The sequence below is a fragment of the Marinactinospora endophytica genome, from assembly GCF_054780875.1.
In genome coordinates, this window is sequence record NZ_BAAGVM010000010.1 from 169,464 (window position 1) to 191,578 (window position 22,115).

Here is a 22,115-nt window from a genome sequence, read left to right on the forward strand (position 1 = left end):
GAATTACGGTCATGGCCCGAACTACGTCCCAACCTCCGGCGGAACTCGCTGAGAAGATCATCGACATCGACGTCTCCGAGGAAATGCGCGGCAGCTTCCTGGAGTACGCCTACTCGGTCATCTACCAGCGCGCGCTGCCGGACGCCCGCGACGGGCTCAAGCCCGTTCAGCGGCGCATCCTCTACCAGATGAACGAAATGGGCCTGCGGCCCGACCGCGCGCACGTCAAGTGCGCCCGCGTGGTCGGCGAGGTCATGGGAAAGCTGCACCCGCACGGCGACGGCTCCATCTACGACGCGCTGGTCCGGCTCAGCCAGCCCTTCGCCATGCGCGTCCCGCTCGTCGACGGACACGGCAACTTCGGTTCTCTGGGCGGCGACGACGCACCCGCGGCCATGCGCTACACCGAGGCGCGCCTGGCCTCCCCCGCCGAGCTGATGGTCGCCTCCATCGACGAGAACGTCGTGGACTTCCGCCCCAACTACGACGGCCAGGAGCAGGAACCCGAGGTCCTGCCGGCCGCGTTCCCCAACCTGCTGGTCAACGGGGCCTCCGGTATCGCGGTGGGCATGGCGACCAACATGGCGCCGCACAACCTCGGTGAGGTCATCTCCGCCGCGCGTCACCTCATCGCACACCCCGACGCCACCCTGGACGACCTCATGGAGTTCGTCCCCGGCCCCGACCTGCCCACCGGCGGCACCATCGTGGGCCTCGACGGCATCCGCGACGCCTATGTGAAGGGCCGCGGCACCTTCCGCACCCGCGCCACCGTGTCGATCGAGAAGGTCACCCCGCGGCGCACCGGCCTGGTCGTCACCGAGCTGCCCTACAACGTCGGCCCCGAGAAGGTCGTCAGCCGCATCAAGGAACTGGTGCAGGCCAAGAAGATCCAGGGCATCTCCGACCTGAAGGACCTCACCGACCGCAACCAGGGCCTGCGGCTGGTGATCGAGCTGAAGAACGGCTTCAACCCCGAGGCCGTCCTGGAGGAGCTGTACCGCCTCACGCCGATGGAGGAGTCCTTCGGCATCAACAACGTGGCCCTGGTCGACGGACAGCCGCAGACGCTGGGCCTGCGCGAGCTCCTCTCGGTCTACGTCGACCACCGCCTCGAGGTGGTCCGGCGTCGCTGCGAGTTCCGCAGGGCCAAGCGGCAGGAGCGCCTGCACCTGGTCGCGGGCCTGCTGGTCGCGCTGCTCGGTATCGACGAGGTCATCGCGTTGATCCGCGAATCCGAGGACTCCGGGCAGGCGCGGGAGCGTCTCATGGACCGCTTCGGGCTCTCCGACGTCCAGGCCCGCTACATCCTGGACACGCCGCTGCGCCGGCTCACCAAGTACGACCGGCTGGAGCTGGAGGGCGAGCGTGACCGCCTCGACTCCGAGATCGCCGAGCTCACCGCGATCCTGGAGTCCGACGCCAAACTGCGCCGGGTCGTCTCCAAGGAGCTCGCCGAGGTCGCCAAGCAGTACGCCACGCCGCGCCGCACCGTCCTCAAGGAGAGCTCCGGCGCCACCCGCACCGCCGCGGTCCCGCTGGAGGTCGGCGACGACCCCTGCCACGTCCTGCTGAGCTCCAGCGGGATGCTCGGCCGCAGCGTGGGGGCCCGGCTTCCGCGGATGTTCGAGGGGCTGCGGGTCCGCCACGACGCGATCACCGCCTCGGTCCCGGCGACGGTGCGCGGTGAGATCGCGATCGTCACCGACCTGGGCCGGTTGATCCGGATCCCGGTGCTGGAGCTGCCCGAGGTGCCCGACGAGGGGGCGGACGTGCCGCCGCTGGCCTCCGGCTCCCCGGTGACGGAGTTCGTGGAGCTGGCCGACGGCGAGCGGGTGATCTCGCTGGCCAGCCTCGCAGGCGACGGACCGGGGCTGGTCGTGGGCACCGAGCAGGGCGTGGTCAAGCGGGTCACCGACTATCCGCAGAACAAGGACGACTTCGAGGTCATCGGCCTCAAGGAGGGCGACCGGCTCGTCGGCGCGACACAGCTGTCGACCGGCGAGGAGGACCTGGTCTTCATCACCTCCGAGGCCCAGCTGCTGCGCTTCCCCGCCTCGTCGGTGCGTCCCCAGGGGCGTCCGGCCGGTGGCGTGGCCGGTGTCCGGCTGGGCGAGGGCGCCCGCGCCCTGTGGTTCGGGGCGGTTCCCGTCCCCGAGGACTCCGTCGTGCTCACCGTGGCCGGAACCTCCGCCGCGCTGCCCGGATCCCAGGCCGGCGCGGCGAAGGTGACCCCCTTCGAGGTCTATCCGGTCAAGGGGCGCGCGACCGGGGGTGTTCGCTGCCACCGGTTCCTCAAGGGCGAGGACACCTTGCTCTTCGCCTGGGTGGGCCGCGCCCCGGCGCGGGCCTCGCGCGCGGACGGCGGACCGGTCCGCCTGCCCGACCTGGACGGACGTCGCGACGGCTCCGGTGAGGCGCTTCCCCGCCCCATCGCCTTCGTCGGAAGCGGCCAGACCGACACCGGGGTGACCGCACCGGCCTCGGGCTCCTGATCCCCGGGGCGGCGGGGCACCCCGCCCTTCCGGGAACGGGGCGGGGTTCGCGGCGACCGCACCCGGCCGCTGGAACGGGAATGCTCACGGCTTCCCCTCTGTTGGAACGCCCGACGAAAGGAGTACGCATGGCGGAGACGTCGTACGACACCTTTGCCCGTGGCCGCCGCTTCTTCAACCTCGGCGATCCGATCGGCGCGGCCCGGGTCCTGGCCCCGCTGGCGGAGGCCGAGCCCAACAGCCGCTCGGTCCTGGAGCTCCTCGGCCGGTCCTACTTCCATTCGGCCCAGCTCGCCAAGGCGGAGGAGACGTTCCGCCGGCTGGTCGAACTCGACCCCTGTGACGCGTGGGCGCACATCGCGCTCGCCCGGACCCTGGAACGGCAGAACCGCGAATCCGAGGCCGCCCCGCACCGCCGGATGCACGGGGTGATGTCCGGAGGTTCCCTCGACTGACCCGGGCGACGACGACGGCGACGGGCCGCTCCCCTTGGGGGCGGCCCGCCCGCGTATACGCTTCGTCCCATGTCAGCCTCGCCAGACACCCCCGACCCGTGGATCGACCGCTCGTGCTCCCGCAACCGCTCCTGGAGTGACGAGGCCGTCCGCAGGATCACCGCCGACGCCGCCCGCTCCGCAGACACCCACCTGCACGTCTTCCCCCTGCCCGAGGAGTGGGGCATCGACCTGTACCTCAAGGACGAGTCGGTCCACCCCACCGGCAGTCTCAAGCACCGGCTGGCCCGGTCGCTGTTCCTGTACGGGCTGGCCAACGGCTGGATCGACGAGGGGACCACGATCGTCGAGGCGAGCTCCGGGTCGACCGCGGTCTCCGAGGCCTACTTCGCGCGGCTGCTCGGCCTGGAATTCATCACCGTCGTACCACGCCGGACCAGCCCGGAGAAGATCGCGCTGATCGAGCGTTACGGCGGTCGCTGCCACTTCGTGGACGTCCCCGCCGAGATGTACACCGAGGCCGAGCGGCTCGCCGCCGAGAGCGGCGGTCACTACATGGACCAGTTCACCTACGCCGAGCGGGCCACGGACTGGCGCGGTAACAACAACATCGCCGAATCGATCTTCTCCCAGCTCACCCTGGAACGGCACCCGATCCCCGACTGGATCGTGGTGGGCGCGGGCACCGGCGGGACCTCGGCCACGATCGGCCGTTACCTGCGTTACCGTCGCCACCACACCCGGCTGGCCGTCGTGGACCCGGAGAACTCCGCGTTCTTTCCCAGTTGGGTCACCGGCGCGCCCGACTACGCCACCGGCATGCCCTCGCGTATCGAGGGCATCGGCCGTCCTCGCGTGGAGCCCAGCTTCGTCCCCTCGGTCATCGACGTGATGATCCCGGTGCCGGACGCGGCGAGCATCGCCGCGATGCGCCATCTCAACGACGTCACCGGGCTGTGCGCGGGCGGTTCCACCGGTACGAACCTGTGGGGGGTGTGGCGGCTCGTGGCGCGGATGCTCGAGAGCGGACGGCGTGGCAGTGTCGTCACGCTGATCTGCGACGGCGGCGAACGGTACCGGCACAGCTACTACGACGACGAGTGGGTCGCCGCCCAGGGCTTGGACCTGCGCCCCTACACCGCCACGCTGGAGCGCTTCCTCGCCACCGGCGCGTGGGTGGAGGAATAGCCGGCGGGCCCGGTCCCGGCCGCCGCGGTCCCGTGGGAACGTGGCGGCCGGGACCGTCCGCGTCTTAGGCGTCGATCCTGGAGAGGTCGAGCTCGCGGGCGCCCTTGGCGATGAACTCGCGTCGAGGCGCGACCTCGTTGCCCATGAGGAGGCTGAACACCGCCGCGGCCTCCTCGGCCTGCTCCACCCGGATCCGGCGCAGCGTGCGGTAACGCGGGTCCATGGTGGTCTCGGCGAGCTGGTCGGCGTCCATCTCGCCCAGGCCCTTGTAGCGCTGGACCGGTTCCTTCCAGGTCTTGCCCTTCTTCTCCAACTCGGCGAGCGTGCGGTGCAGCTCGGCGTCGGAGTAGGTGTAGATGTACTTGTCCTCGGGACGGGCCCCGCGCTTCTTGCGGACGTTGGTCAGCTCGATGCGGTGCAGCGGGGGCACGGCCGCGTAGACCCGGCCGGCCTCCAGCATGGGCCGCATGTAGCGGTAGAACAGCGTCAGCAGCAGGCAGCGGATGTGCGCGCCGTCGACGTCGGCGTCGGCCATGAGGATGACCCGGCCATAACGCGCCGCCTCGACGTCGAAGGTGCGTCCCGACCCGGCCCCGATGACCTGGATGATCGCGGCGCACTCGGCGTTCTTCAGCATGTCGGCCACGGACGACTTCTGGACGTTGAGGATCTTGCCGCGGATGGGCAGCAGGGCCTGGAACTCGGAGTCGCGGGCGAGCTTGGCGGTTCCCAGGGCGGAGTCGCCCTCCACGATGAACAGCTCGCTGCGCTCCAGCCCCTCGCTGCGGCAGTCGACCAGCTTGGCGGGCAGCGCGGAGTTCTCCAGGGCGTTCTTGCGGCGCTGGGTCTCGCGCTGCTGCCGGGCCGCAAGGCGCGCCTTGGCCGCGTTGGCGACCTTCTCCAAGACGGCGCGCGCCTGCTGCTTCTCGGCCCGCTTGGTGGAGGTCAGGAAGTGCCGTAGCTCCTTGCCCACCACCTGGGAGACGATGCGGCTGGCGGCCGAGGTGCCCAGGATCTCCTTGGTCTGGCCCTCGAACTGCGGTTCGGGAAGCCGGACCGTCACCACCGCGGTGAGGCCCTCCAGCACGTCCTCCTTGACGACCGGGTCGTCACTGGCCTTGAGCAGCTTCGTGCTGCGCAGCTGGTCGTTGATCACGCGCACCAGGGCCCGGTCGAAACCGGCGAGGTGGGTGCCCCCCTTGGGGGTGGCGATGACGTTGACGAAGGACCGCACCGTGGTGTCGTACCCCGTGCCCCAGCGCAGGGCGACGTCGACCTCCAGCTGGCGCTCGACCTCGGTCGGCGTCATGTGGCCGTTCTCGTCGAGGACCGGGACGGTCTCCTTGAACTGGCCGGTGCCCTGGATGCGCAGCACGTCGCTGACGGGCTCGTCGGGGGCGAGGAAGGTGCAGAACTCGCCGATCCCGCCGTCGAAGCGGAACTCCTCCTCGTAGGGCTCCTCGCCCTCGGTCCGCTCATCACGCACCGAGATCGTCAGTCCCGGAATGAGGAAGGCCGTCTGACGGGCGCGTTCGAGGAGCGCCTCGCGGGCGATGTCGGCGTCCTTCAGGAAGATCTGACGGTCGGCCCAGAACCGCACCCGGGTACCGGTGACCTTGCGGGCCACTCTGCGGGTGCGGACGAGGCCGGACTCGGGGGTGAAGCCCGCGTCGGGGCCGGCGGCGTCGAAGCGTCCGGGAATGCCGCGCCGGAAGCTGATGGCGTTGGTGTGTCCCTCGCGGTCGACCTCGACGTCCAGACGCGCCGACAGGGCGTTGACGACGGAGGCGCCGACACCGTGCAGACCACCCGAGGCGGTGTAGGAGCCGGTGCCGAACTTGCCTCCGGCGTGCAGTTTGGTCATGACCAGCTCGACGCCGGACAGGCCGCTCTTCGGTTCGACGTCGACCGGGATGCCGCGTCCGTTGTCGCGCACCTCGACCGACCCGTCGGCGTGCAGCACCACGTCGATACGTGTGCAGAAGCCGCCGAGCGCCTCGTCGACGGCGTTGTCGATGATCTCCCACATGCAGTGGGTCAGGCCCCGGCTGTCGGTGGAGCCGATGTACATGCCGGGCCGCTTGCGGACCGCCTCAAGACCTTCCAAGACCGAAAGGTGCCGCGCGGAATAATCCTCGGGGTCATGGACGGCTGCGGTGAGGGCGGTCACGTGGACTCTCCTGCGAATCGAGGGTTTTCGAGCGCGCCGCGGCCGGCGGACCGGGGCGCGGAGGTACAGGGGCGGGCACTGGACGAGCGCGCCCGTCTGCCGTCGAAGCCGTCCGTGCGTGCTCGTCATCTTCGTGCCATAGGCACAGTAGTTCGAATTGCAGGGTAGCGGCACCCTACGACATCCGCGTAGCGGAGCGTGTCGCCGGGTATGACACGGACAGGATGTTCCGCCGAACCGGAGAGGTAGGTCACAAACCGGGCGGATTCCGCTGTCGGCGTACAACAGACCTGGTTGGGAAGGTCTGCGTCCGGTTAGATGTTGTCCTGAGTGACTAGCGCCGAGTATTGAGGAAGGCGAAGTGACTGGAACTCTTGCCCCCACCCAGCCGCTGACGGCTGCTGACCGTTGCGACCGTTGCGGCGCGCAGGCGTATGTCCGAGTGGTTCTCAACTCCGGTGGCGAACTGCTGTTCTGCGCCCACCACATGCGTAAGCACGACGAATCGATCCGCAAGATCGCGTCGGACATCCAGGACGAGACCGACCGGCTCCACTCCACCCCCGCCGCCGCGTCCGACGGCGAGCGCTGACCCACAAGAGACGTGCGGCGGCGGCCTCCGGGTGAGGAGGCCGCCGCCGAAGTCTTTTCCGGCCCCCTTTGCGCGGCCGAGTGATCGTGGACACGTGCCCGAACGGGCCCCCCCGACTTTCCACCCTGGGTAGCTTGGGAGGCGGCCACCGCGGCCCGCGGTCGGCGCCACGGTCGCACGACCCGGGAGTGGAGGACCCATGCTCATCCTGCTGCCGCCATCGGAGGGCAAGGCCGACGAGGGGCGCGGCGCCCTGCTCGACCTCGGCGCGCTCACCCTGCCCGAGGTGAGCTCCGCCCGCGAGAGCGTGCTGGCGGAGCTGGAGCGGGTGTGCGCGGGCCCCGCCGAGGAGGCGCGCAAGGCGCTGGACCTGTCCCCGGGACAGGCCGCCACCGCGCTCGAACGCAACCGCGCGCTGCGCACCGCTCCGACTCTGCGCGCCGCCGACCTCTACACGGGCGTCCTCTACGACGCCCTGCGCCTGCCCGACCTGCTCACGGGCGACTCCGCGCAGCTCACCCGAGACTCCGTCCTGATCTTCTCGGGCCTGTGGGGCGTGGTCGGCCCCGATGACCCGATCCCCCCGTACCGTCTGTCGATGGGGGTGCGGCTGCCGGCGCTGGGAGCGCTCGGCGCGTTCTGGCGCGCCCACCTGACGGACCTGCTGACCAAACGGGCGGAGGAGCGGCTCGTCGTGGACTGCCGCTCCGCGACCTACGCGGCGGCGTTCCGTCCCACGGGCGCGACCGCCGAACGCACCGTCACCCTTCGGGTCCTGCGCGAGACCATCGTGGCCGGTGAACCGCGGCGCACCGTCGTCAGCCACATGGCCAAGGCCACCCGCGGAGTGATCGCGCACGCGCTCTTGAGCGCGCGCGTCACCGCGCGGACCCCTCACGAACTGCGCGAAGCGCTGCGCGACCTCGACCACGACGTCGAACTCGCCCCGCCCGCGCGGACGGGACAGCCCTATCGGATGGACGTGGTCGTGCGAGACTAGGATGTGACACGCGACACGACGTGCTCCACGCCCCGTCCTCGTTGGTGGTGCCCATGTCCTCGTCTCGCCTGCCCGCCTCCCGCCCCTCCCCCGGCCCGGTCCGCCCGTCCGCCCCCGCGACCGGCACCGCGGTCACGGCCGGCACCTCGCCCCTGTACTTCTGCGTCGGCCTGTTCTCGGTGTGGTTCCTCGCCACCCTGCTGGTGACGGCGACCGGGGCTCAGGACGCGGCCCCCTTCCAGGTGGTGTTCTACGCCCTGCTGGGCGTCGGCGGCTACCTCGCGCCGCCGCGCCGTCCCCGCGCCCTGCGCGCCCTGGGGTGGGGGCTGGTGGCCGGCTCGCTGGGCGGGATGCTCACCGCCCTGCCCTGGGGCTGAGCCCTCTCACGCCAGGTGCAGCTCGATCAGGGCGTTGGCGAAGGCCCGCTTCCCCTCCTCGTCCCCCGCCGTGTAGGACCATGGTGCCCTGTGCAGACGGTGCCCCACCTGGTAGAAGTGCCACCGCGCGCGGACCTTCTCCTCCCCCGCGTGGAACACCCACCCCATGAGGTGGTGGGCTTCGAGGTCGCGCGGATGCGGTAAGGCGCTCATGCACCACTTGTCCGCTGCGGCGGCGACCTCGTCCAGGGTCCTCCCGTTGAAGTAGGTGACCTCCTGCCTCATCGCGGCGAGGTACCTCTTGGACTTCAGCAGCCCGCGCTGCCGTCCGAGGAACCGCTCGATGTGGGCCAACGCGATCATCGAGACCACCGGATGGCCGTGTGGGGCGTTGGCCACCGTCGCACGGGCGAAGTCCATCATCTCCTCGTGGCTGCCGCCCCACTTCTCCGAGAGGAGCTGCAACCGCGCCCAGTGACCGGAGAAGAGGGTGGGGCAGCGTTCGACGACCCGCTGCCAGATCGTGTCGCTGTCGTTCCGGTCGAACTGCAGACCGAGCCCCACCCATTGGAGGCACGACCAGGGCACCGGGTCGTCGGGGAAGAGCTCGGCGGCGGCCAGGAGGGGGTCTCGCGCGTCGGCGAGGGTGCGGTGGAACAGTTTGAAGCGGTCCGTGCCGACGGTGTCCGCGAAACCGCCGCCTCGGATCCGCCACGCCTCGACGATCAGCGTCCGTCCCAGCCACACCAGGATGTCGGCGGCTTCCTGCGGAGGCGTCTCCCGGGTGAGCAGAGCGTGGATCTCACGGCTGAGGCCGACCGCGGCGGCGCCGAGCGCGTCGACGCGCAGCGCGCGCGTCTCCGGATTCCCTCGTGTCTCCGCCAGGAGGACCAACCCCGCCCGCAGATGGCCCTCTCGCACCGCGTCGACGCCCGCATCCAGGGCGGGATCGTTCCAACAACGGTCGGCGACGATCCCGCTCATGACCGTTTCCACCCGACCGGCCCTGTGGCCCCCTCCGAACAAGCCCATGAGCATGGGAGGATAGCGCCGAAATAGCCCGAAAGCGGGGTTGAGATAACTTTCTAAGCCCGCTCAGCCCAGCTCAAGGCGTTCCATCGTCTCGCGGAACTCCTCCATCGCGGTTCCCGTACCGAAGTAGTCCCAGGGGACCGCCATGAAGCGGTCCCCGATCCGGCCCAGGTGGAGACGGGCGGCGTCGTCGTCCCCGCAGTCGGCGAAGACCCCACCGAAGAGATGGTGGGCCTCGATGTCACGCGGGTGCTCCTCTCCCCCCGAGAGCCATCGCTCCGACGCCTCCTTCAGCTCCGCAACCGTCTCCACCGAGTAATGGTCGACGGAGAAGCGCACGAACGCCTTGTAGCTTCCCTCGTCCAGCAGGGGCATGCGCTCACGCAGCAGGTACTCGGCGTGGGCCAGCGGCAGCATCGCGACGAGGGGATGCCCCGAAGGCGCCGTACGCGCCGTGGTCCGGGCGAAGTCGAACATCTCCTCATGGGAGCCGCCCCACTTGTCGGAGAGGATCTGGAGACGCCCCCAGTGCCCGGGGAAGATCGTCGGGCAGCGCTCGATGATGTTGCGCCAGATCTCCTCCTTGTCCGCCCGGTCGAGCTGAGAGCCCATCGCGAAGGACTGGAGGCACACCCAGGGCACCGGGTCCTCGGGGAACAGGTGCGCGGAGGCCAGGAGGGGTTCCCGCGCCTCGGCGAGGGTGGCGAAGAACAGTTTGAACCGGTCACGGCCCACGGTTTCGGCCCAGCCGCCACCACGGATCTTCCACGCCTCCCTGATGAGGGTGGACCCCAACCACAGCAGGATGTCGGCCGCGTCCCGGGGATCGGTCTCCTCCTCCAGGAGACCGGCGATGTGCCCGCTGTGCCCGACCGCGGCTCCTCCCAGGGCCTCGACCCGCTGGGCGCGCTTTTCCGGATCGTCGCGGCACTCCCGCAACAGCGCCGTTCCGGCCAGGAGGTGCCCCTCCTCGACCGCGTCGACGCCCGCGTCCAGGGCGGGATCCTTCCAGCAACGGCCGGGGATGTAGGTGACCTGGGGTTTGCCATGGTCGACGCGCTTACGGCGCCCGAAGAGCCTCATGGAGCGAGATTAGCGGCTCCTAAGAACACGAACACCTCTTTTCCGCCACAAGCGGCAAACCGGCCTTATCGCCGTAAATGGTGTGATCAACTGTGATTCGAGATAACAAACCGGTCTCGGTTTTTTATCTCGCCCATACATCGCCCGCGGGATGATCGGCATACCGGATGGAGGGAGTCATCGCAAGCACCCTCGCCACGACGCTGCACGGACCTCGCCACATCCGTGGAGCGAACCGCCGTGGTAGAGAACGCCGGCGATGCCGACGGGCTGCCGCCCCTGCTCGGGGTGGCAGCCCGTCGGCCCGCCTCTTCGGCCCGGCCTCTCGGGGCGGCCGGCACGAAGACGGGTCAGTCCAGGTAGTCGCGGAGAACCTGGGAGCGCGACGGATGCCGAAGCTTCGACATCGTCTTGCTCTCTATCTGACGGATCCGCTCGCGGGTCACACCGTAGACCTTGCCGATCTCGTCCAGCGTCTTGGGCTGACCGTCGGTGAGCCCGAAACGCATCGAGACCACACCCGCCTCGCGCTCCGACAGCGTGTCGAGGACCGAGTGCAGCTGCTCCTGCAGGAGCGTGAAGCTGACCGCCTCGCCCGGCTGGATCGCCTCGGAGTCCTCGATGAGGTCGCCGAACTCGCTGTCTCCGTCCTCGCCCAACGGGGTGTGCAGCGAGATCGGCTCACGGCCGTACTTTTGAACCTCGACGACCTTCTCGGGGGTCATGTCGAGTTCCTTGGCGAGCTCTTCGGGAGTGGGCTCGCGACCGAGGTCCTGCAACATCTGCCGCTGGACGCGGGCCAGCTTGTTGATGACCTCGACCATGTGCACCGGGATGCGGATGGTCCGGGCCTGGTCGGCCATCGCCCGGGTGATCGCCTGACGGATCCACCAGGTGGCGTAGGTGGAGAACTTGTAACCCTTGGTGTAGTCGAACTTCTCGACCGCGCGGATCAGACCCAGGTTGCCCTCCTGGATGAGGTCCAGGAAGAGCATGCCGCGTCCGGTGTAGCGCTTGGCCAGCGAGACCACCAGGCGCAGGTTCGCCTCGAGCAGGTGCTTCTTGGCCCGGCTGCCGTCCTCGGCGATCCACTCGAGCTCGTCGCGGAACTCGAACGGCAGCGAGTCGCCCTCTTCGGCCAGCTTCTCCTCGGCGAACAACCCCGCCTCGATACGCTTGGCGAGCTCGACCTCCTGCTCCGCGTTGAGCAGCGGAACCTTGCCGATCTGCTTGAGGTAGTCCTTGACCGGGTCGGCGGTGGCGCCCGCGGCGACGACCTGCGCCGCGGGGGCGTCGTCGTCATCGTCGTAGAGGACGAACGCCTCGTCCTCGGAGGTGTTGGCGGTGGCCTTCTCCGGGATGCCCGCGGTCTCGGGCTTGAGCCCCGACCCGGCCACCGGACCGTCGACGACCTCGACCTCGTCGTCGGTGTCCTCGACCAGCTCCAGCTCGGCGCCGGTCTCCTCGGCGTCGTCGAAGTCGGTGACCTCGAGATCGATCTCCTCGTCCTCGAGGTTGACCTCGTCGGTCTTCTTCGTCGTGGTCTTGACGGCCGCCTTCTTGGCCGTGGTGCGCTTGGCCGGCGCGCTCTTGGCGGTCGCGGCCTTCGCCGTCCGCTTGGTTCCCCCCTCGCCCGTGGCGGCACCCGTGGCCCGCTTCTTGGCGGGAGTGGCGGCCTTGGCGGTCTCGACCACGGCGGTCACGCTGTCGGGCTGCTCCTGAGCCGCCGCGGCACGCTTCACCCTGGTCGTGGTGGTCTTGGGAGCGGTCGTCTTGCGACGTGTGGACTTGCGCCGCGTCGGTGCGGACTCCGCCGCGCCGACGACGAGGGTGACCCCCTCCTTCGTCAGGCTGCGGAGCACGGCCTGAGCCTTCGACATGGGAATGTCGGCCTCTTCAAAGGCACGGCGCACGTCCTCGGGCTCAAGGTACCCCTGGGACCGCCCACGCTCGATCAGCTGCTGGATGACAGGCTCGTGCAGCGACTCCTGCTGCTTGGAGCGGGTCGAACTGGCAGGTGACACAAACACCTCTCGAACGGACGTGTGGCGAGATTGCTGGACCCGGCGGCCCGAAGAGTCAGGAGGCAAGGTGGTGCTCTTTTCCTCACTCAAGCCCGGGACGCCCCTCGCTTGTGCGGAGGGCGTTGTTTTCTGTCGAGCGTACGTGCCGTCCCTGGCGTTCGGGCACGCCCGCCCAGTAGGATTTTCACCGCAGCTACGCGGATTCAATCCAGTGGTTCGGGTCCTCATCGGATCATCCCCGCGTGCGCGGAGACCACCACGGTGGATCCTCATCCCACCTTAGGCAAGGTCGGAGAGTTCTTCGTACAGTCTCAATCTTCCGGCTCGGCCTCGATCGCCGGAACATGGACGGCGAGCAACGTGACATCGTCGTCCTGCTCATACCCCGCGAGCATGTTCTCAACAAGGTATTCGAGCATCTTCTGCGGGTCGCCGACCACCTCCGCTGGCGCCTGGGACGCGACGGTTACGAGTTCGTCGAGACCCGAGGCGACCGAGCGCCTACGGTTCTCTACTAGTCCATCGGAATAGAGCACCACGGTGTTACCGGGCTGGACGAAAATTTTGTGGTGGGCCCGTTCGAAGGGCATCCCCAGGGGCGTCGCGGGCTCGGTCTCGAGCAGCCGCGGCTCGGCGTCGGGCGCCACCACCAGGGGCGGAAGGTGCCCGGCGTTGCCGAGGTAGCCGTGTCCCGTGCCGGGCTCCAGGACGAAATAGGCCAGTGTGGTGATCTGGTCGTCGCGTTCGGTCGCGTCGAACATCCGGTCCAGCCCGGTGAGCACGTCGGCGGGTTCGGGCATGCTGAAGGCCAGCGCCCGCAGCGCGTTGCGCACCCGGCTCATACCGGTGGCGGCCTTGATGCCCTTGCCCATCACGTCGCCCAGGACACCGGCCACCCTGCCGTCGCTCAATTCGAAGGCGTCGTACCAGTCGCCGCCGACCTGGACGTACTTGGTGCCGGGGTTGTACAGGGAGGCGAAGCGGATGCCGCGCACCTCGGGAAGGTCCTCGGGCAGCAGGCTCTGCTGGAGCGCCTCGGCGGTGCGGTGTTCGCGCTCGTAGAGCGTTGCCCGCTCCAACGCGAGCGCGCACTGGCCGGCCAGCGCCTCAAGGAAGATCCGTTCCTCGTCGGAGACGTCGCGGGTTCCGTTGAAGGCGAAACGCAGCGCCCCGATGGCCCGGCCCGCGCTCATCAGGGGCAGCGCCACCCAGGCGCGCTCGTCGGTGTGACGCAGGTAGGTGACCGCGTCCTCGTGGTGCTCCATCAGTTCCAGGAGCGCCTGGGGCGAACCGGCGATGGCGGGCTTGCGCTCGCGCACCGCGAGGGTCATGGTGCTGGGGAACTCCAGGGCCACCTCGGCCGGCGGCGCGCCGGGGATGTCGGGGATCCCGTCGGAGTTGAGCAGCCGCAACCGCAGACGTTCGCGGTCGAGCAGGGCCACAGCGGTGCGGTACACGCCGACGGCGGTCTCGCCGATCTCGGTCATGGCGTGCACGACCTGGTCCACGGTGAGCGCCTCGGCGAGGTCGGAGGTCGCCTTCTGCAACCTGACCGTCCGCAGCGCGGCCTCGCCGAGCTGCTGGGTGAGGCGCTGGCGCATCTCCTCGGCCTCGCGCTGGGTGGTGATGTCGCTGTGGGTGCCGACCCACTCGACCACGGCGTCGTCGCGGACCAGCGGGACCGCCCTGGAGTGGTAGTGGCGGAACTCGCCGGAGCGGATGCGCACCCGGAAGGTCGCGTCGAAGGGCGTCCGGTCCTGCACGGCGTCGTCCCAGGCGCGCTCCACGCGCTCGCGGTCGTCGACGTGGACCCGGCCCAACCAGCCCTCGGCGAGGTACTCCTCGGGGTCCTGGCCGGTGATGGCGCGCCATTCGGCGCAGTCCTCGTGGGTGCGTCCGTCGGGCGCGGCCGCCCAGACGATCTGGTTGCTGGCCTGCAGGAGCGAGCGGTAGCGCTCCTCACTGCGCCGCAGGGTGGTCTCGGCCTTGTGCCTGTCGCTGATGTCGACCGCGATGAGGGCCACGCCGGTGGCCTGCCCCTCGGCGTCGTGGGCGGGAAACCACGACATCGCCCAGTGGCGGTCGTCGTCAGGACGGCTCGGCGTGCCACCGATGAGGTGGTGGTCGCTGTAGACGACGGACTCCCCGGCCAGGACCGCGGACAGCGCGGTCTCGTGGGCGCAGGCGTCCTCCTCGTCGAGGACCTCGGAGGGGGTACGTCCGTGGCAGTCGCCGGAGTCCACCCCGTAGATCGTCGCCAGCGTGCGATTGACCCGCTGGTAGCGCAGGTCGGGGGTGAAGAAGGCGAACCCGATGGGAGCCTCCTTGAGGAGGGTGTCCAGCAACGCGGCATCCACCGGACTCAATCCGGACAGCCGAGGAGGCGGCACGGACGTCTCGGTGTTCATACGGGACACCTCCGGGATCCTTCCCGCTGCCGGGGATCTATGGCTGTCGGGCGCCCACGGCCCGCGACCCGCAGCGCCACGGCGACCCGGGTCTGCGGGACCACGCCCTCCTCCCGGGACGGACGGCCCCGGCCGGCTCGCCGGTTCCGCGCTCCCGGTCGCATCAGCATAAGCCACGGGACGCCGGTCGCGCTGATCCGCCCACAGCGGACGGTGACCGGTCATAGCCGAAAGTGAATGATACGTGGTGGTGCGAACAGCGGACGGAAAGGCGCGTTTTCCGGACAGTCCAATACCGGGAAAGAATTCTTGACCTGCTGCTCCTCGGCCTTCCCGAGCGGGCCGGTGGGAAGGCGGGCGCGCTCAGGAACGCGCGGTCCTCGCCTTCTCCGCCGCCTTCCGCTCCTGTTTGAACGCGCGGACCCGGGCCAGGGACTCGGGATCGTGGACATCGGCGACCGAGCGCGCCGTTCCGTCCTCGCCATAGGGCCCCGCCGCCTCACGCCAGCCCTGTGGACGGACCCCCAGCTGCTTGCCGAGGAGCGCCAGGAGGATCTGGCTCTTCTGCTCGCCGAACCCCGGCAGGGCCCGCGACCGGCGCGCTACCTCCGCACCCGTGGGGACATCGCGCCACAGGGCCTCGGCATCGCCTTCGTAGTGCTCGACCAGATGGCGGCACAGGTCCTGGAGGCGCCGGGCCATCGAGCCGGGGTAACGGTGGACCGCGGGCTTGTCCGAGAGCAGCGCCGCAAAGCGCTGCGGGTCGTACTGCGCGATCCCCCTCGCGTCCAGGTCCTCGCGCCCGAGCCTGCGCGCGATGGCCGCGGGAGCCGCGAAGGCGCGTTCCATGGGGACCTGCTGATCGAACAGCATGCCGGCCACCAAGGCCAGGGGACTGCGGGAGAGCAGGCGGTCGGCGGAGTCGTCCTGGGCGAGGTGAAGCCGGACCGTCATAGGTCAAGGGTCGCACAAAGGCTCTGTAAGAGGCGCTCGGTAAGGGGTTGACACCAGAGGGCGACGTTGTGAAATGGATGTGGTCGCCGTCCAGACCACTGCCATCGAGGGGGCGTGAGCGAGGATGCTCAAGACCTATCCCGTCGGTGACCTCCGGCAGGTCACCACCCGACTTCACGCGGAGTTCAGCGCGCTCTCCCACCAGCGCGTCGAACGCTGCGTCGCCGACACCTGGAGATGCGCCGAGCACCTCGGGTTCGACGTCACCCCCGGTCTCGTGGAACGCGTCGCCCGGGAACACCTCCAAGCCATGGTCAAATCCGAACCGCCGTCGAACCTGGGTTCCACCGTCGTCCCGGGCTCCGGCCCCCACGGCCGCACCGGCTGACGACGCCTCCGTCCGAGCATCCGCCGTTCCCGAACGGTCGCGAACGACCTCGCGCGCAGCGCGCCCCGGACAGGGCGCGCTGCGCGTGTGCGGCCCCACCCGACCGGATCGGCGACCTTTCCCACGCGGGTGCCATAGTCTCGTTGGGTGTCCCTGCCACCCCTTTCCCTGAGATCCGCCACCCCACCTCCCCCCAACGACGTCTTCGCCGAGATGCTGCGCGCCGCGCGTTCCCTGTTGGCGATGCGCCACCCGCTCGACGCCGAACTGGTGGTCAGCGAACTCCTCGGCTCCTGGTGGGGGCAGCGCGTCCCCGGCGTCGACGTCGAACGCGTCCTCGGCGAGGGTCTCGTCTCCTACGCCGCGGGGACCGGCTCCCCCGCCGGCCTGGCGCTGCTGGCCGGGATCTCCGCGCTGGGCACCTCCGAGCGGCAACGCCGGCTCGCCACCGAGGCGGTGACGGAGCTCATCGGGCACGGCGTCGCCGGCCCCTCATGGGCCGCGTCCGTCGGCCGGGTCCGCCCGCTGGAGTGCCACGTGTCCGGTTCCCTCTTCGGTGACACCGACGAGATCGTCTGCACGTTCCGCAGCGACATCGACGCCGCGGCCGGCGAGCAGACCGCGGAGCACGCCCTGATCGCGGTCGTCGACCACAACGCGGGCGGGGTGCTGCGCGACGTCTGGGTGACGACCAAGGTCGAACGGCTCCTCGCCCATTGCCGTGACGAGGCCGAGGCCAACCCGATGGCCACCTTCGAGACCGTCACCCCGGAACGCGCGCGGGGACTCCTGGAGGCGGCGCTGGAGCGGACCGAGTCCCTGGTCAACGGCGGCGACCGGCCGGCCCGCCTCCCCGGCGGCGGCGACGGCCTCACCGGGGGTTCCCTGGCGGCGCACCGTGCGCTGCTCAGCGCCCGCGTCCGCGCGCTGCCCCGGCCGCAAAAGCCGGTGGGGATCCCGTCGTGGCGGCGGGACCGTCGCGCGGTCCTCGCGGCCCGCTTCCTCGCCTCCGACGCGGCCGCCGAACTCTCCGACAGCTACGCCGCGAGCCGCTGTGTGGACCACATCATCGACTACGGGTGCGACGTCGACTTCGGCCGCCCGTTGCGGGTGAGCCCGCGCAAGGTCGAGGCGTTCCTGCTCTCCTGGCTGCCCCGCCGGGTGGTGCTCCTGCCCGCGGAACAGGAGGCGATGCCCCACGTGCTGGCCGCCTGGATCCGCTGGGCCGGCCCGCGCGGCGGGCTGCCCGAGATCGCGGTGGGCGCCACGCTGGACGCCGTGTGGGAGTCCACGGCCGCGTTCACGCGCTCCTACCGGGACCCCTCCTCCTTCGGTCTGCGCCACGACGCCGTGCGGCGGCTGCTGCCCGACGGCGACCTGTCCGCGCTCCCCCGCCGCATGTTCGCCTTCCCCCTCCTGGCCAGTGACCTGGTCTGGGAGGAGACCGGCCTGGACCCCTCGACCGCCGAGGGAAGACGCGCGCTGTTGCGGTTGGACCTGTTCGGCGAGTACGGGGACGGTTCCGGCGGGCGTGGCCGCCACTCCGCCCCCGAAGAGCCGGCACCTCGCCTCCAGCACCCCGAGGTCCCCGAGCCGGAGGAGACGCTGGCGGCGCACGAACGCCTGGCCGAACGGCTGTGGCACGGCGACCCTCCGGCCCTGTGGAACGCCGCCCAACGGTTGCTGGACCGCGGGCACTCCCGTTCGGCCGTGCTGGAGACGCTGCTCGACGTGCTGGGGGAGACCGGGGACGGCGAGGACCTGGACGAACGGCTCGACGACCTGTGATCCAGGCCCTCCGGACGGGCTAGGCCGCGGGCTCCAGCAGCCGCTCACGCAACGCCTCGACGGTCTCGGGCTTCACCCGCAGCCCCGAGAGCACGTAATCGTCGAAGGAACCGTGCAACCGCTCCACCTCGGCGAAGGCGGTCTCCAGGTAGGAGGTGCGCACCTCCAGCATCGGCCTGACCTCCTCGGGATCGATGCCGCGCCCCTGGATCAGCTCCAGCATCCAGGCGGTCGCCGCGCTGAGCCGGCTGTTGCTCGCCAGGTAGTCCTCGACGACGGTCTGCCGGGGCACCCCCAACAGCGTCAGCAGGATGACCGCGCCCCAACCGGTGCGGTCCTTGCCCGCGCTGCAGTGGAACACCAGCGGCAACGGCCCCTCGGCGGCGCGCTCGACCAGTTCGCGGTAGGCCGAACGGGCGTCGTCGGCGCCGACCAGCGTCCGGTTCACCTCGTGCATGAACCGCTCGGCTCCGTTGTCGGCGAGCAGTTCCCGCGCCCGTTCGGTGTCGCTGAACATGGCCGCGAGGTCGCCGCCCGTGCGGTGGTTCCCCTGCACGTCGAGCACGACGTGTTCGGCGCCGGCCGGGACCCGGTCCGCTTCGCGTTCGCGTTCGAACACCGTGCGCAGGTCGATCATCAGACGCAGGCCCAGTCTCTCCAGCGTCGCGAGGTCCTCCTCGTCGAGTCGGCTCAGGGCGTCGGCGCGAAACAGCATGCCACGGCGGATCCGCCGTCCGTCCTCCGTGGGGTAACCACCGAGGTCGCGGAAGTTGGGGGCGGTGCGCAGGATCGAGGAGTCGTTGTTCACGGACGCGACAATACCGATCCCCCACCGCCCCGGCACAGGACGGCCGGCACAGGTCACGACGTCAGAGCGCCGCCCTGTAGCTCGCGGATCTCCTCGCCGGCCTCCTTGACGTCCTTGGCCGTGTCCACACCACGCCAGAAGCCGTCGATCCGGTAGCCGTGCAGCCGTCCCTCCTCGGCCAGCCGCGGGAAGGTCGAGGACTCGTGGTCGCCCTTGACCGGCAGGAGCGGCGTCATCCCCGGTTCGAAGAGGTAGACGCCGGCGTTGATCCACAACGGCAGGACGGGGCTCTGGGTGAAACCCTCGATCCGGTCGTCGTCGGTGATGTCGACAACACCCCACGTGGTGCGGAAACGGGCGAGCGCCAGGGTGGCCAGCCCTCCCTTGGCCCGGTGGTGGGCGGTGAACTCCCGCAACGGGAACCAGGTGAGGATGTCACCGTTGAGCGCGAAGTAGGGGGACTCCGCGTCGCGCAACCCCGAAGCCGCGAAGCGCAGCGCGCCGCCCCGGCCCAAAGGCTCGTCCTCGGTCATCAAGGTGACCGTGGGGCCGTCGGTCCGTCCGGACAGGTGCTCCTGTAGCACTTCCGCCTTGTAACCGCAGGAGACGACCACGTGCTCGACCCCGTGGCCGGCGAGCCACTCCAGCTGGTAGTCGATGATGGGCCGCCCGGCGACCTCCACCATCGCTTTGGGGCGGGTGTCGGTGTAGGGGCGCAGGCGGGTGGCCTGCCCTCCGGCCAGGATGACGGCCTGGCTGACGGGGGTGGTGGAAGCAGTCATGCAGCGGACCCTAGCAGGGGCGCCCCGCCCCTCGTCGCGGAAGTCCGGCCCCGCCTCACGACTGGGTGATCTCGGAGTAGGCCAGACGCAGATCGGCTCGGGTGATGAGGGTCAGGTCGGCGGCGGTGGCAGCGGCCCCCAGCTCCTCGGCCACCCTCAGGTCACGGTAGGAGCAGGCCTTCTCGAACAGCGAACGCGCGAAACGGCCGTTGCCGAACTCGTCGATCCAGCCCGCCTCGCAGACGTGGCCGAAGATCTGGCGCAGGTCGTCGCGCGCCTGCTCGTCGAAGGCGTCACCGGTTCGGGCCGCGACGCGTTCGGCGATCTCGGTCAGCTCGTCGGGGGCGTAGCTGGGGAAGGTCACCCGGACGTTGAACCGGGAGGACAGCCCCGAATTACTGGCCAGGAAACGGTCCATCTCCGCCGGATAGCCCGCGAGGACGATGACCAGACGGTCCCGGTCGTCCTCCGCGCGCTTGAGCAGTGTCTGGATGGCCTCGGCGCCGAAGGCGTCGCCTCCGCTGTAGCCGGGATTGGCGAGCGAGTAGGCCTCGTCGACGAAGAGCACCCCACCGAGCGCGCGGTCCACCAGCTTGTTCGTCTTGACCGCCGTGGCCCCCAGGTGCTCGCCCACCAGGTCGGCGCGCTGGGCCTCGATCACATCGGGCCGGTTGAGCAGGCCCAGCGCCGCGAAGACCCGGCCCAGGATGCGGGCCACCGTCGTCTTGCCCGTGCCCGGCGGGCCGACGAACACGAAGTGCCGCATCGGCGGCTGGGCGCGCAGTCCCTGCCCCTCGCGCAGTTCGGCCACCTGCAACTGGGCCGCGATCGAGCGGACCTGCCGCTTCACCGGTTCCAGCCCGATCATCGCGTCGAGCTCCGCGAGCGCCTCGGAGACGTCGGGCGTCCGCGCGAAACCCGGTAGCCGTTCGGTGAGCTGCTCATAGGCCGTCACGACGTCGCGCGCGCGCACCGTGACCAGTTCGGCCGGTTCGGGCTGGTGGCCGGCCTGACCGCTGGTGACGACGCGGACGTCCCGGGCCTCGGCCGTCTTCTCCACCAGGGAGCGCACGAACCTGCCGTTGCCGAGCTCGTCGATGGCGCCGCGGCGCACCGCTTGTTCCAGACAGCGTCCCAGCGCGGGCCGGGCCTCCTCGTCCAGAAGGTCACCGCGCTGACCGAACAGGTGCTCGGCGATGCGCAACAGCTCCTCGGAGGTGTAGCTGGGAAACGTCACCCGCGTGGCGAACCGCGAGGCCAGGCCAGGGTTGGAGGCCAGGAAGCGTTCCATCTCCTGCTCGTAGCCGGCGAGGATGATGACCAGACGGTCCCGGTCGTCCTCCGCCCGTTTCAACAGGGTCTGGACGGCTTCGTTACCGAACCGGTCCGGTTGCCCGTCACCGTCGTTGACCAGGGAGTACGCCTCGTCGATGAACAGCACCCCGCCGAGCGCGCGGTCCACCAGCTCGTTGGTCTTGATCGCGGTCGCCCCCAGGTACTCGCCGACCAGGTCGGCGCGCTGGGCCTCGACGACGCGCGAGGTGGGCAGCAGCCCGAAGGAGTGCAGGATCGTGGCCAGGGTGCGCGCCACACTGGTCTTCCCCGTCCCCGGGGGGCCCGAGAAGACGAGATGGCGCAGGGGCTTGTCGACCGTGTAGCCGGCGTCGGCCCGGAGCCGGGCCGCCTCGATGGAGGCCGCGATCGCGCGCACCTGTTGTTTGACCGGTTCCAGGCCGATCATCGCCTCCAGCTCCGCGAGCGCCTCGTCAACGGGCAGCGGCGGCTCGGCCTGGACGTCGTCTCGCCGCGCGGGGGAGCCCGCGGCTCCCCCCGCGGCGCGTTGCCGGACCCGCGGCCCGCCGTCAGCAGGGGCGGCGGCCGAGACGGCGGAGCTCAGTTCGCGCCGTAGTCGACGCCCCGCCACCACCCGCCACAGCAGCGCGGCGGCGGCCCCCGCCGCGGTACAGGCGACTCCGACCGCCGGGGGCACCGTGTCGGTGACCATGCCGGCCAGGGCGACCGCGAGGCCGAGGATCAGCCCGACCAGCAACGAGATCAGGGTGGTGTGCCAGATCGGGAACTGCGTCACCCGGGACGCGGCGAAGGCGACGAGCGGCGGCAGGAGCGGCAGGAACAGGAGGACCGGGGCGCCGGCCAACGGGATCTGGAACAGGGGGTAGGCGAGCGCGATCCACACGAGGCAGACGAGCACGGTGGCGACCGCCTCGCCGGAGCGCATCAGGGCGGCGAACACCCCGAGGAGCAGCAGCGTGACCCCCAGCGCGGACAGGACGGGGATACCGACGAGGAACGCGGCGAGGGCCGCGGCCGTCGCGATCCCCGCGCCCGCGAACAGCCGGGTACGCGGCGGACACCTGTAGTACAGCTCCCGGATCCGCCGCAGTGGCGGTGTCCTCACCGGCCCCTCGGCGGTCCGGGGTCGATCCTCGCGCGCCATGGTCGTGCCCCTTCGCCGCTGTTCGCCCCTGCATCCGGCAGCCGTGCGTCACCGTCCCGTGCGGCTCTCGCGGGCCGCGTCCCAGGACAGGGGGAGCCGGCTCCCGGCGCGTT

General features: G+C 70.4%; 17 protein-coding genes. 8 read left to right on the forward strand and 9 right to left on the reverse strand.

The annotated features are described in order from the left end of the window. Positions 1-11 precede the first annotated feature (11 nt). From ACYVHU_RS19035 to cds1, 3 genes are all read left to right on the forward strand, one after another. A complete protein-coding gene (locus ACYVHU_RS19035) occupies positions 12-2,495 on the forward strand; it encodes a DNA gyrase/topoisomerase IV subunit A (RefSeq protein WP_078762960.1) in 2,484 nt (827 codons plus the stop codon). Positions 2,496-2,623: 128 nt separating this feature from the next. Next, the gene (locus tag ACYVHU_RS19040) at positions 2,624-2,950 is read left to right on the forward strand and encodes a tetratricopeptide repeat protein (protein ID WP_078762961.1); all 327 of its coding nucleotides are present in this window, start codon (positions 2,624-2,626) and stop codon (positions 2,948-2,950) included. A 69-nt stretch (positions 2,951-3,019) separates the two neighbouring features. Beyond that, complete coding sequence (gene cds1 / locus ACYVHU_RS19045; RefSeq protein WP_078762962.1) at positions 3,020-4,138, forward strand: L-cysteine desulfhydrase Cds1; 1,119 nt, start codon at positions 3,020-3,022, stop codon at positions 4,136-4,138. Between the two features lie 64 nt (positions 4,139-4,202). On the opposite strand, the gene ACYVHU_RS19050 is transcribed toward cds1, so the two are convergent. Beyond that, positions 4,203-6,308 carry a DNA gyrase/topoisomerase IV subunit B gene (locus tag ACYVHU_RS19050; RefSeq protein ID WP_078762963.1) on the reverse strand — a complete coding sequence of 702 codons (2,106 nt, stop codon included), beginning with the start codon at positions 6,306-6,308 and terminating at the stop codon, positions 4,203-4,205. Between the two features lie 361 nt (positions 6,309-6,669). Here ACYVHU_RS19050 and ACYVHU_RS19055 point away from each other — a divergent pair, with 361 nt between their 5' ends. From ACYVHU_RS19055 to ACYVHU_RS19065, 3 genes are all read left to right on the forward strand, one after another. Further along, positions 6,670-6,900 carry a DUF7455 domain-containing protein gene (locus tag ACYVHU_RS19055; protein WP_078762964.1) on the forward strand — a complete coding sequence of 77 codons (231 nt, stop codon included), beginning with the start codon at positions 6,670-6,672 and terminating at the stop codon, positions 6,898-6,900. Positions 6,901-7,099: 199 nt separating this feature from the next. Next, a complete protein-coding gene (yaaA, locus tag ACYVHU_RS19060; RefSeq protein ID WP_078762965.1) occupies positions 7,100-7,900 on the forward strand; it encodes a peroxide stress protein YaaA in 801 nt (266 codons plus the stop codon). A gap of 53 nt (positions 7,901-7,953) precedes the next feature. After that, positions 7,954-8,277, forward strand: a complete 324-nt coding sequence (locus ACYVHU_RS19065) for a hypothetical protein (RefSeq protein WP_159457288.1) — start codon at positions 7,954-7,956, stop codon at positions 8,275-8,277. Between the two features lie 6 nt (positions 8,278-8,283). On the opposite strand, the gene ACYVHU_RS19070 is transcribed toward ACYVHU_RS19065, so the two are convergent. From ACYVHU_RS19070 to ACYVHU_RS19090, 5 genes are all read right to left on the reverse strand, one after another. Next, on the reverse strand, positions 8,284-9,261 hold the full coding sequence (locus ACYVHU_RS19070) for a hypothetical protein (RefSeq protein WP_200813700.1): 978 nt from the start codon (positions 9,259-9,261) through the stop codon (positions 8,284-8,286). A gap of 111 nt (positions 9,262-9,372) precedes the next feature. Continuing rightward, the gene (locus ACYVHU_RS19075; protein WP_498949156.1) at positions 9,373-10,392 is read right to left on the reverse strand and encodes a hypothetical protein; all 1,020 of its coding nucleotides are present in this window, start codon (positions 10,390-10,392) and stop codon (positions 9,373-9,375) included. Positions 10,393-10,742: 350 nt separating this feature from the next. After that, complete coding sequence (locus ACYVHU_RS19080; RefSeq protein WP_235001100.1) at positions 10,743-12,305, reverse strand: RNA polymerase sigma factor; 1,563 nt, start codon at positions 12,303-12,305, stop codon at positions 10,743-10,745. Positions 12,306-12,727: 422 nt separating this feature from the next. Further along, positions 12,728-14,824 carry a SpoIIE family protein phosphatase gene (locus ACYVHU_RS19085; protein ID WP_078762969.1) on the reverse strand — a complete coding sequence of 699 codons (2,097 nt, stop codon included), beginning with the start codon at positions 14,822-14,824 and terminating at the stop codon, positions 12,728-12,730. A 363-nt stretch (positions 14,825-15,187) separates the two neighbouring features. After that, the gene (locus tag ACYVHU_RS19090; protein WP_078762970.1) at positions 15,188-15,778 is read right to left on the reverse strand and encodes an HhH-GPD-type base excision DNA repair protein; all 591 of its coding nucleotides are present in this window, start codon (positions 15,776-15,778) and stop codon (positions 15,188-15,190) included. A 124-nt stretch (positions 15,779-15,902) separates the two neighbouring features. On the opposite strand from ACYVHU_RS19090, the gene ACYVHU_RS19095 reads away from it, so the two are divergent. Both ACYVHU_RS19095 and ACYVHU_RS19100 read left to right on the forward strand, forming a co-directional pair. Further along, on the forward strand, positions 15,903-16,166 hold the full coding sequence (locus ACYVHU_RS19095) for a hypothetical protein (RefSeq protein WP_078762971.1): 264 nt from the start codon (positions 15,903-15,905) through the stop codon (positions 16,164-16,166). A 213-nt stretch (positions 16,167-16,379) separates the two neighbouring features. Next, positions 16,380-17,954, forward strand: a complete 1,575-nt coding sequence (locus tag ACYVHU_RS19100) for a hypothetical protein (protein WP_078762972.1) — start codon at positions 16,380-16,382, stop codon at positions 17,952-17,954. A 19-nt stretch (positions 17,955-17,973) separates the two neighbouring features. On the opposite strand, the gene ACYVHU_RS19105 is transcribed toward ACYVHU_RS19100, so the two are convergent. From ACYVHU_RS19105 to ACYVHU_RS19115, 3 genes are read right to left on the reverse strand one after another with little or no spacing between them, the layout of a single operon-like run. Next, positions 17,974-18,762: a tyrosine-protein phosphatase gene (locus ACYVHU_RS19105; protein ID WP_235001084.1), complete on the reverse strand. Its 789-nt coding sequence runs from the start codon at positions 18,760-18,762 to the stop codon at positions 17,974-17,976. Positions 18,763-18,815: 53 nt separating this feature from the next. Next, positions 18,816-19,544, reverse strand: a complete 729-nt coding sequence (locus ACYVHU_RS19110; RefSeq protein WP_078762973.1) for a nucleotidyltransferase family protein — start codon at positions 19,542-19,544, stop codon at positions 18,816-18,818. Positions 19,545-19,599: 55 nt separating this feature from the next. Then, entirely contained in the window at positions 19,600-22,002 is a 2,403-nt protein-coding gene (locus ACYVHU_RS19115) for an AAA family ATPase (RefSeq protein ID WP_078762974.1), read from the reverse strand. Positions 22,003-22,115: the final 113 nt, after the last annotated feature.

Coding starts and splice junctions, on each gene's coding strand:
- ACYVHU_RS19070 (WP_200813700.1), bottom strand. CDS start 9,261: ATGAGCGGGATCGTCGCCGACCGTTGTTGGAACGATCCCGCCCTGGAT.
- yaaA (WP_078762965.1), top strand. CDS start 7,100: ATGCTCATCCTGCTGCCGCCATCGGAGGGCAAGGCCGACGAGGGGCGC.
- ACYVHU_RS19110 (WP_078762973.1), bottom strand. CDS start 19,544: ATGACTGCTTCCACCACCCCCGTCAGCCAGGCCGTCATCCTGGCCGGA.
- cds1 (WP_078762962.1), top strand. CDS start 3,020: ATGTCAGCCTCGCCAGACACCCCCGACCCGTGGATCGACCGCTCGTGC.
- ACYVHU_RS19065 (WP_159457288.1), top strand. CDS start 7,954: ATGTCCTCGTCTCGCCTGCCCGCCTCCCGCCCCTCCCCCGGCCCGGTC.
- ACYVHU_RS19115 (WP_078762974.1), bottom strand. CDS start 22,002: ATGGCGCGCGAGGATCGACCCCGGACCGCCGAGGGGCCGGTGAGGACA.
- ACYVHU_RS19090 (WP_078762970.1), bottom strand. CDS start 15,778: ATGACGGTCCGGCTTCACCTCGCCCAGGACGACTCCGCCGACCGCCTG.
- ACYVHU_RS19100 (WP_078762972.1), top strand. CDS start 16,380: ATGCTGCGCGCCGCGCGTTCCCTGTTGGCGATGCGCCACCCGCTCGAC.
- ACYVHU_RS19075 (WP_498949156.1), bottom strand. CDS start 10,392: ATGAGGCTCTTCGGGCGCCGTAAGCGCGTCGACCATGGCAAACCCCAG.
- ACYVHU_RS19085 (WP_078762969.1), bottom strand. CDS start 14,824: ATGAACACCGAGACGTCCGTGCCGCCTCCTCGGCTGTCCGGATTGAGT.
- ACYVHU_RS19035 (WP_078762960.1), top strand. CDS start 12: ATGGCCCGAACTACGTCCCAACCTCCGGCGGAACTCGCTGAGAAGATC.
- ACYVHU_RS19095 (WP_078762971.1), top strand. CDS start 15,903: ATGCTCAAGACCTATCCCGTCGGTGACCTCCGGCAGGTCACCACCCGA.
- ACYVHU_RS19040 (WP_078762961.1), top strand. CDS start 2,624: ATGGCGGAGACGTCGTACGACACCTTTGCCCGTGGCCGCCGCTTCTTC.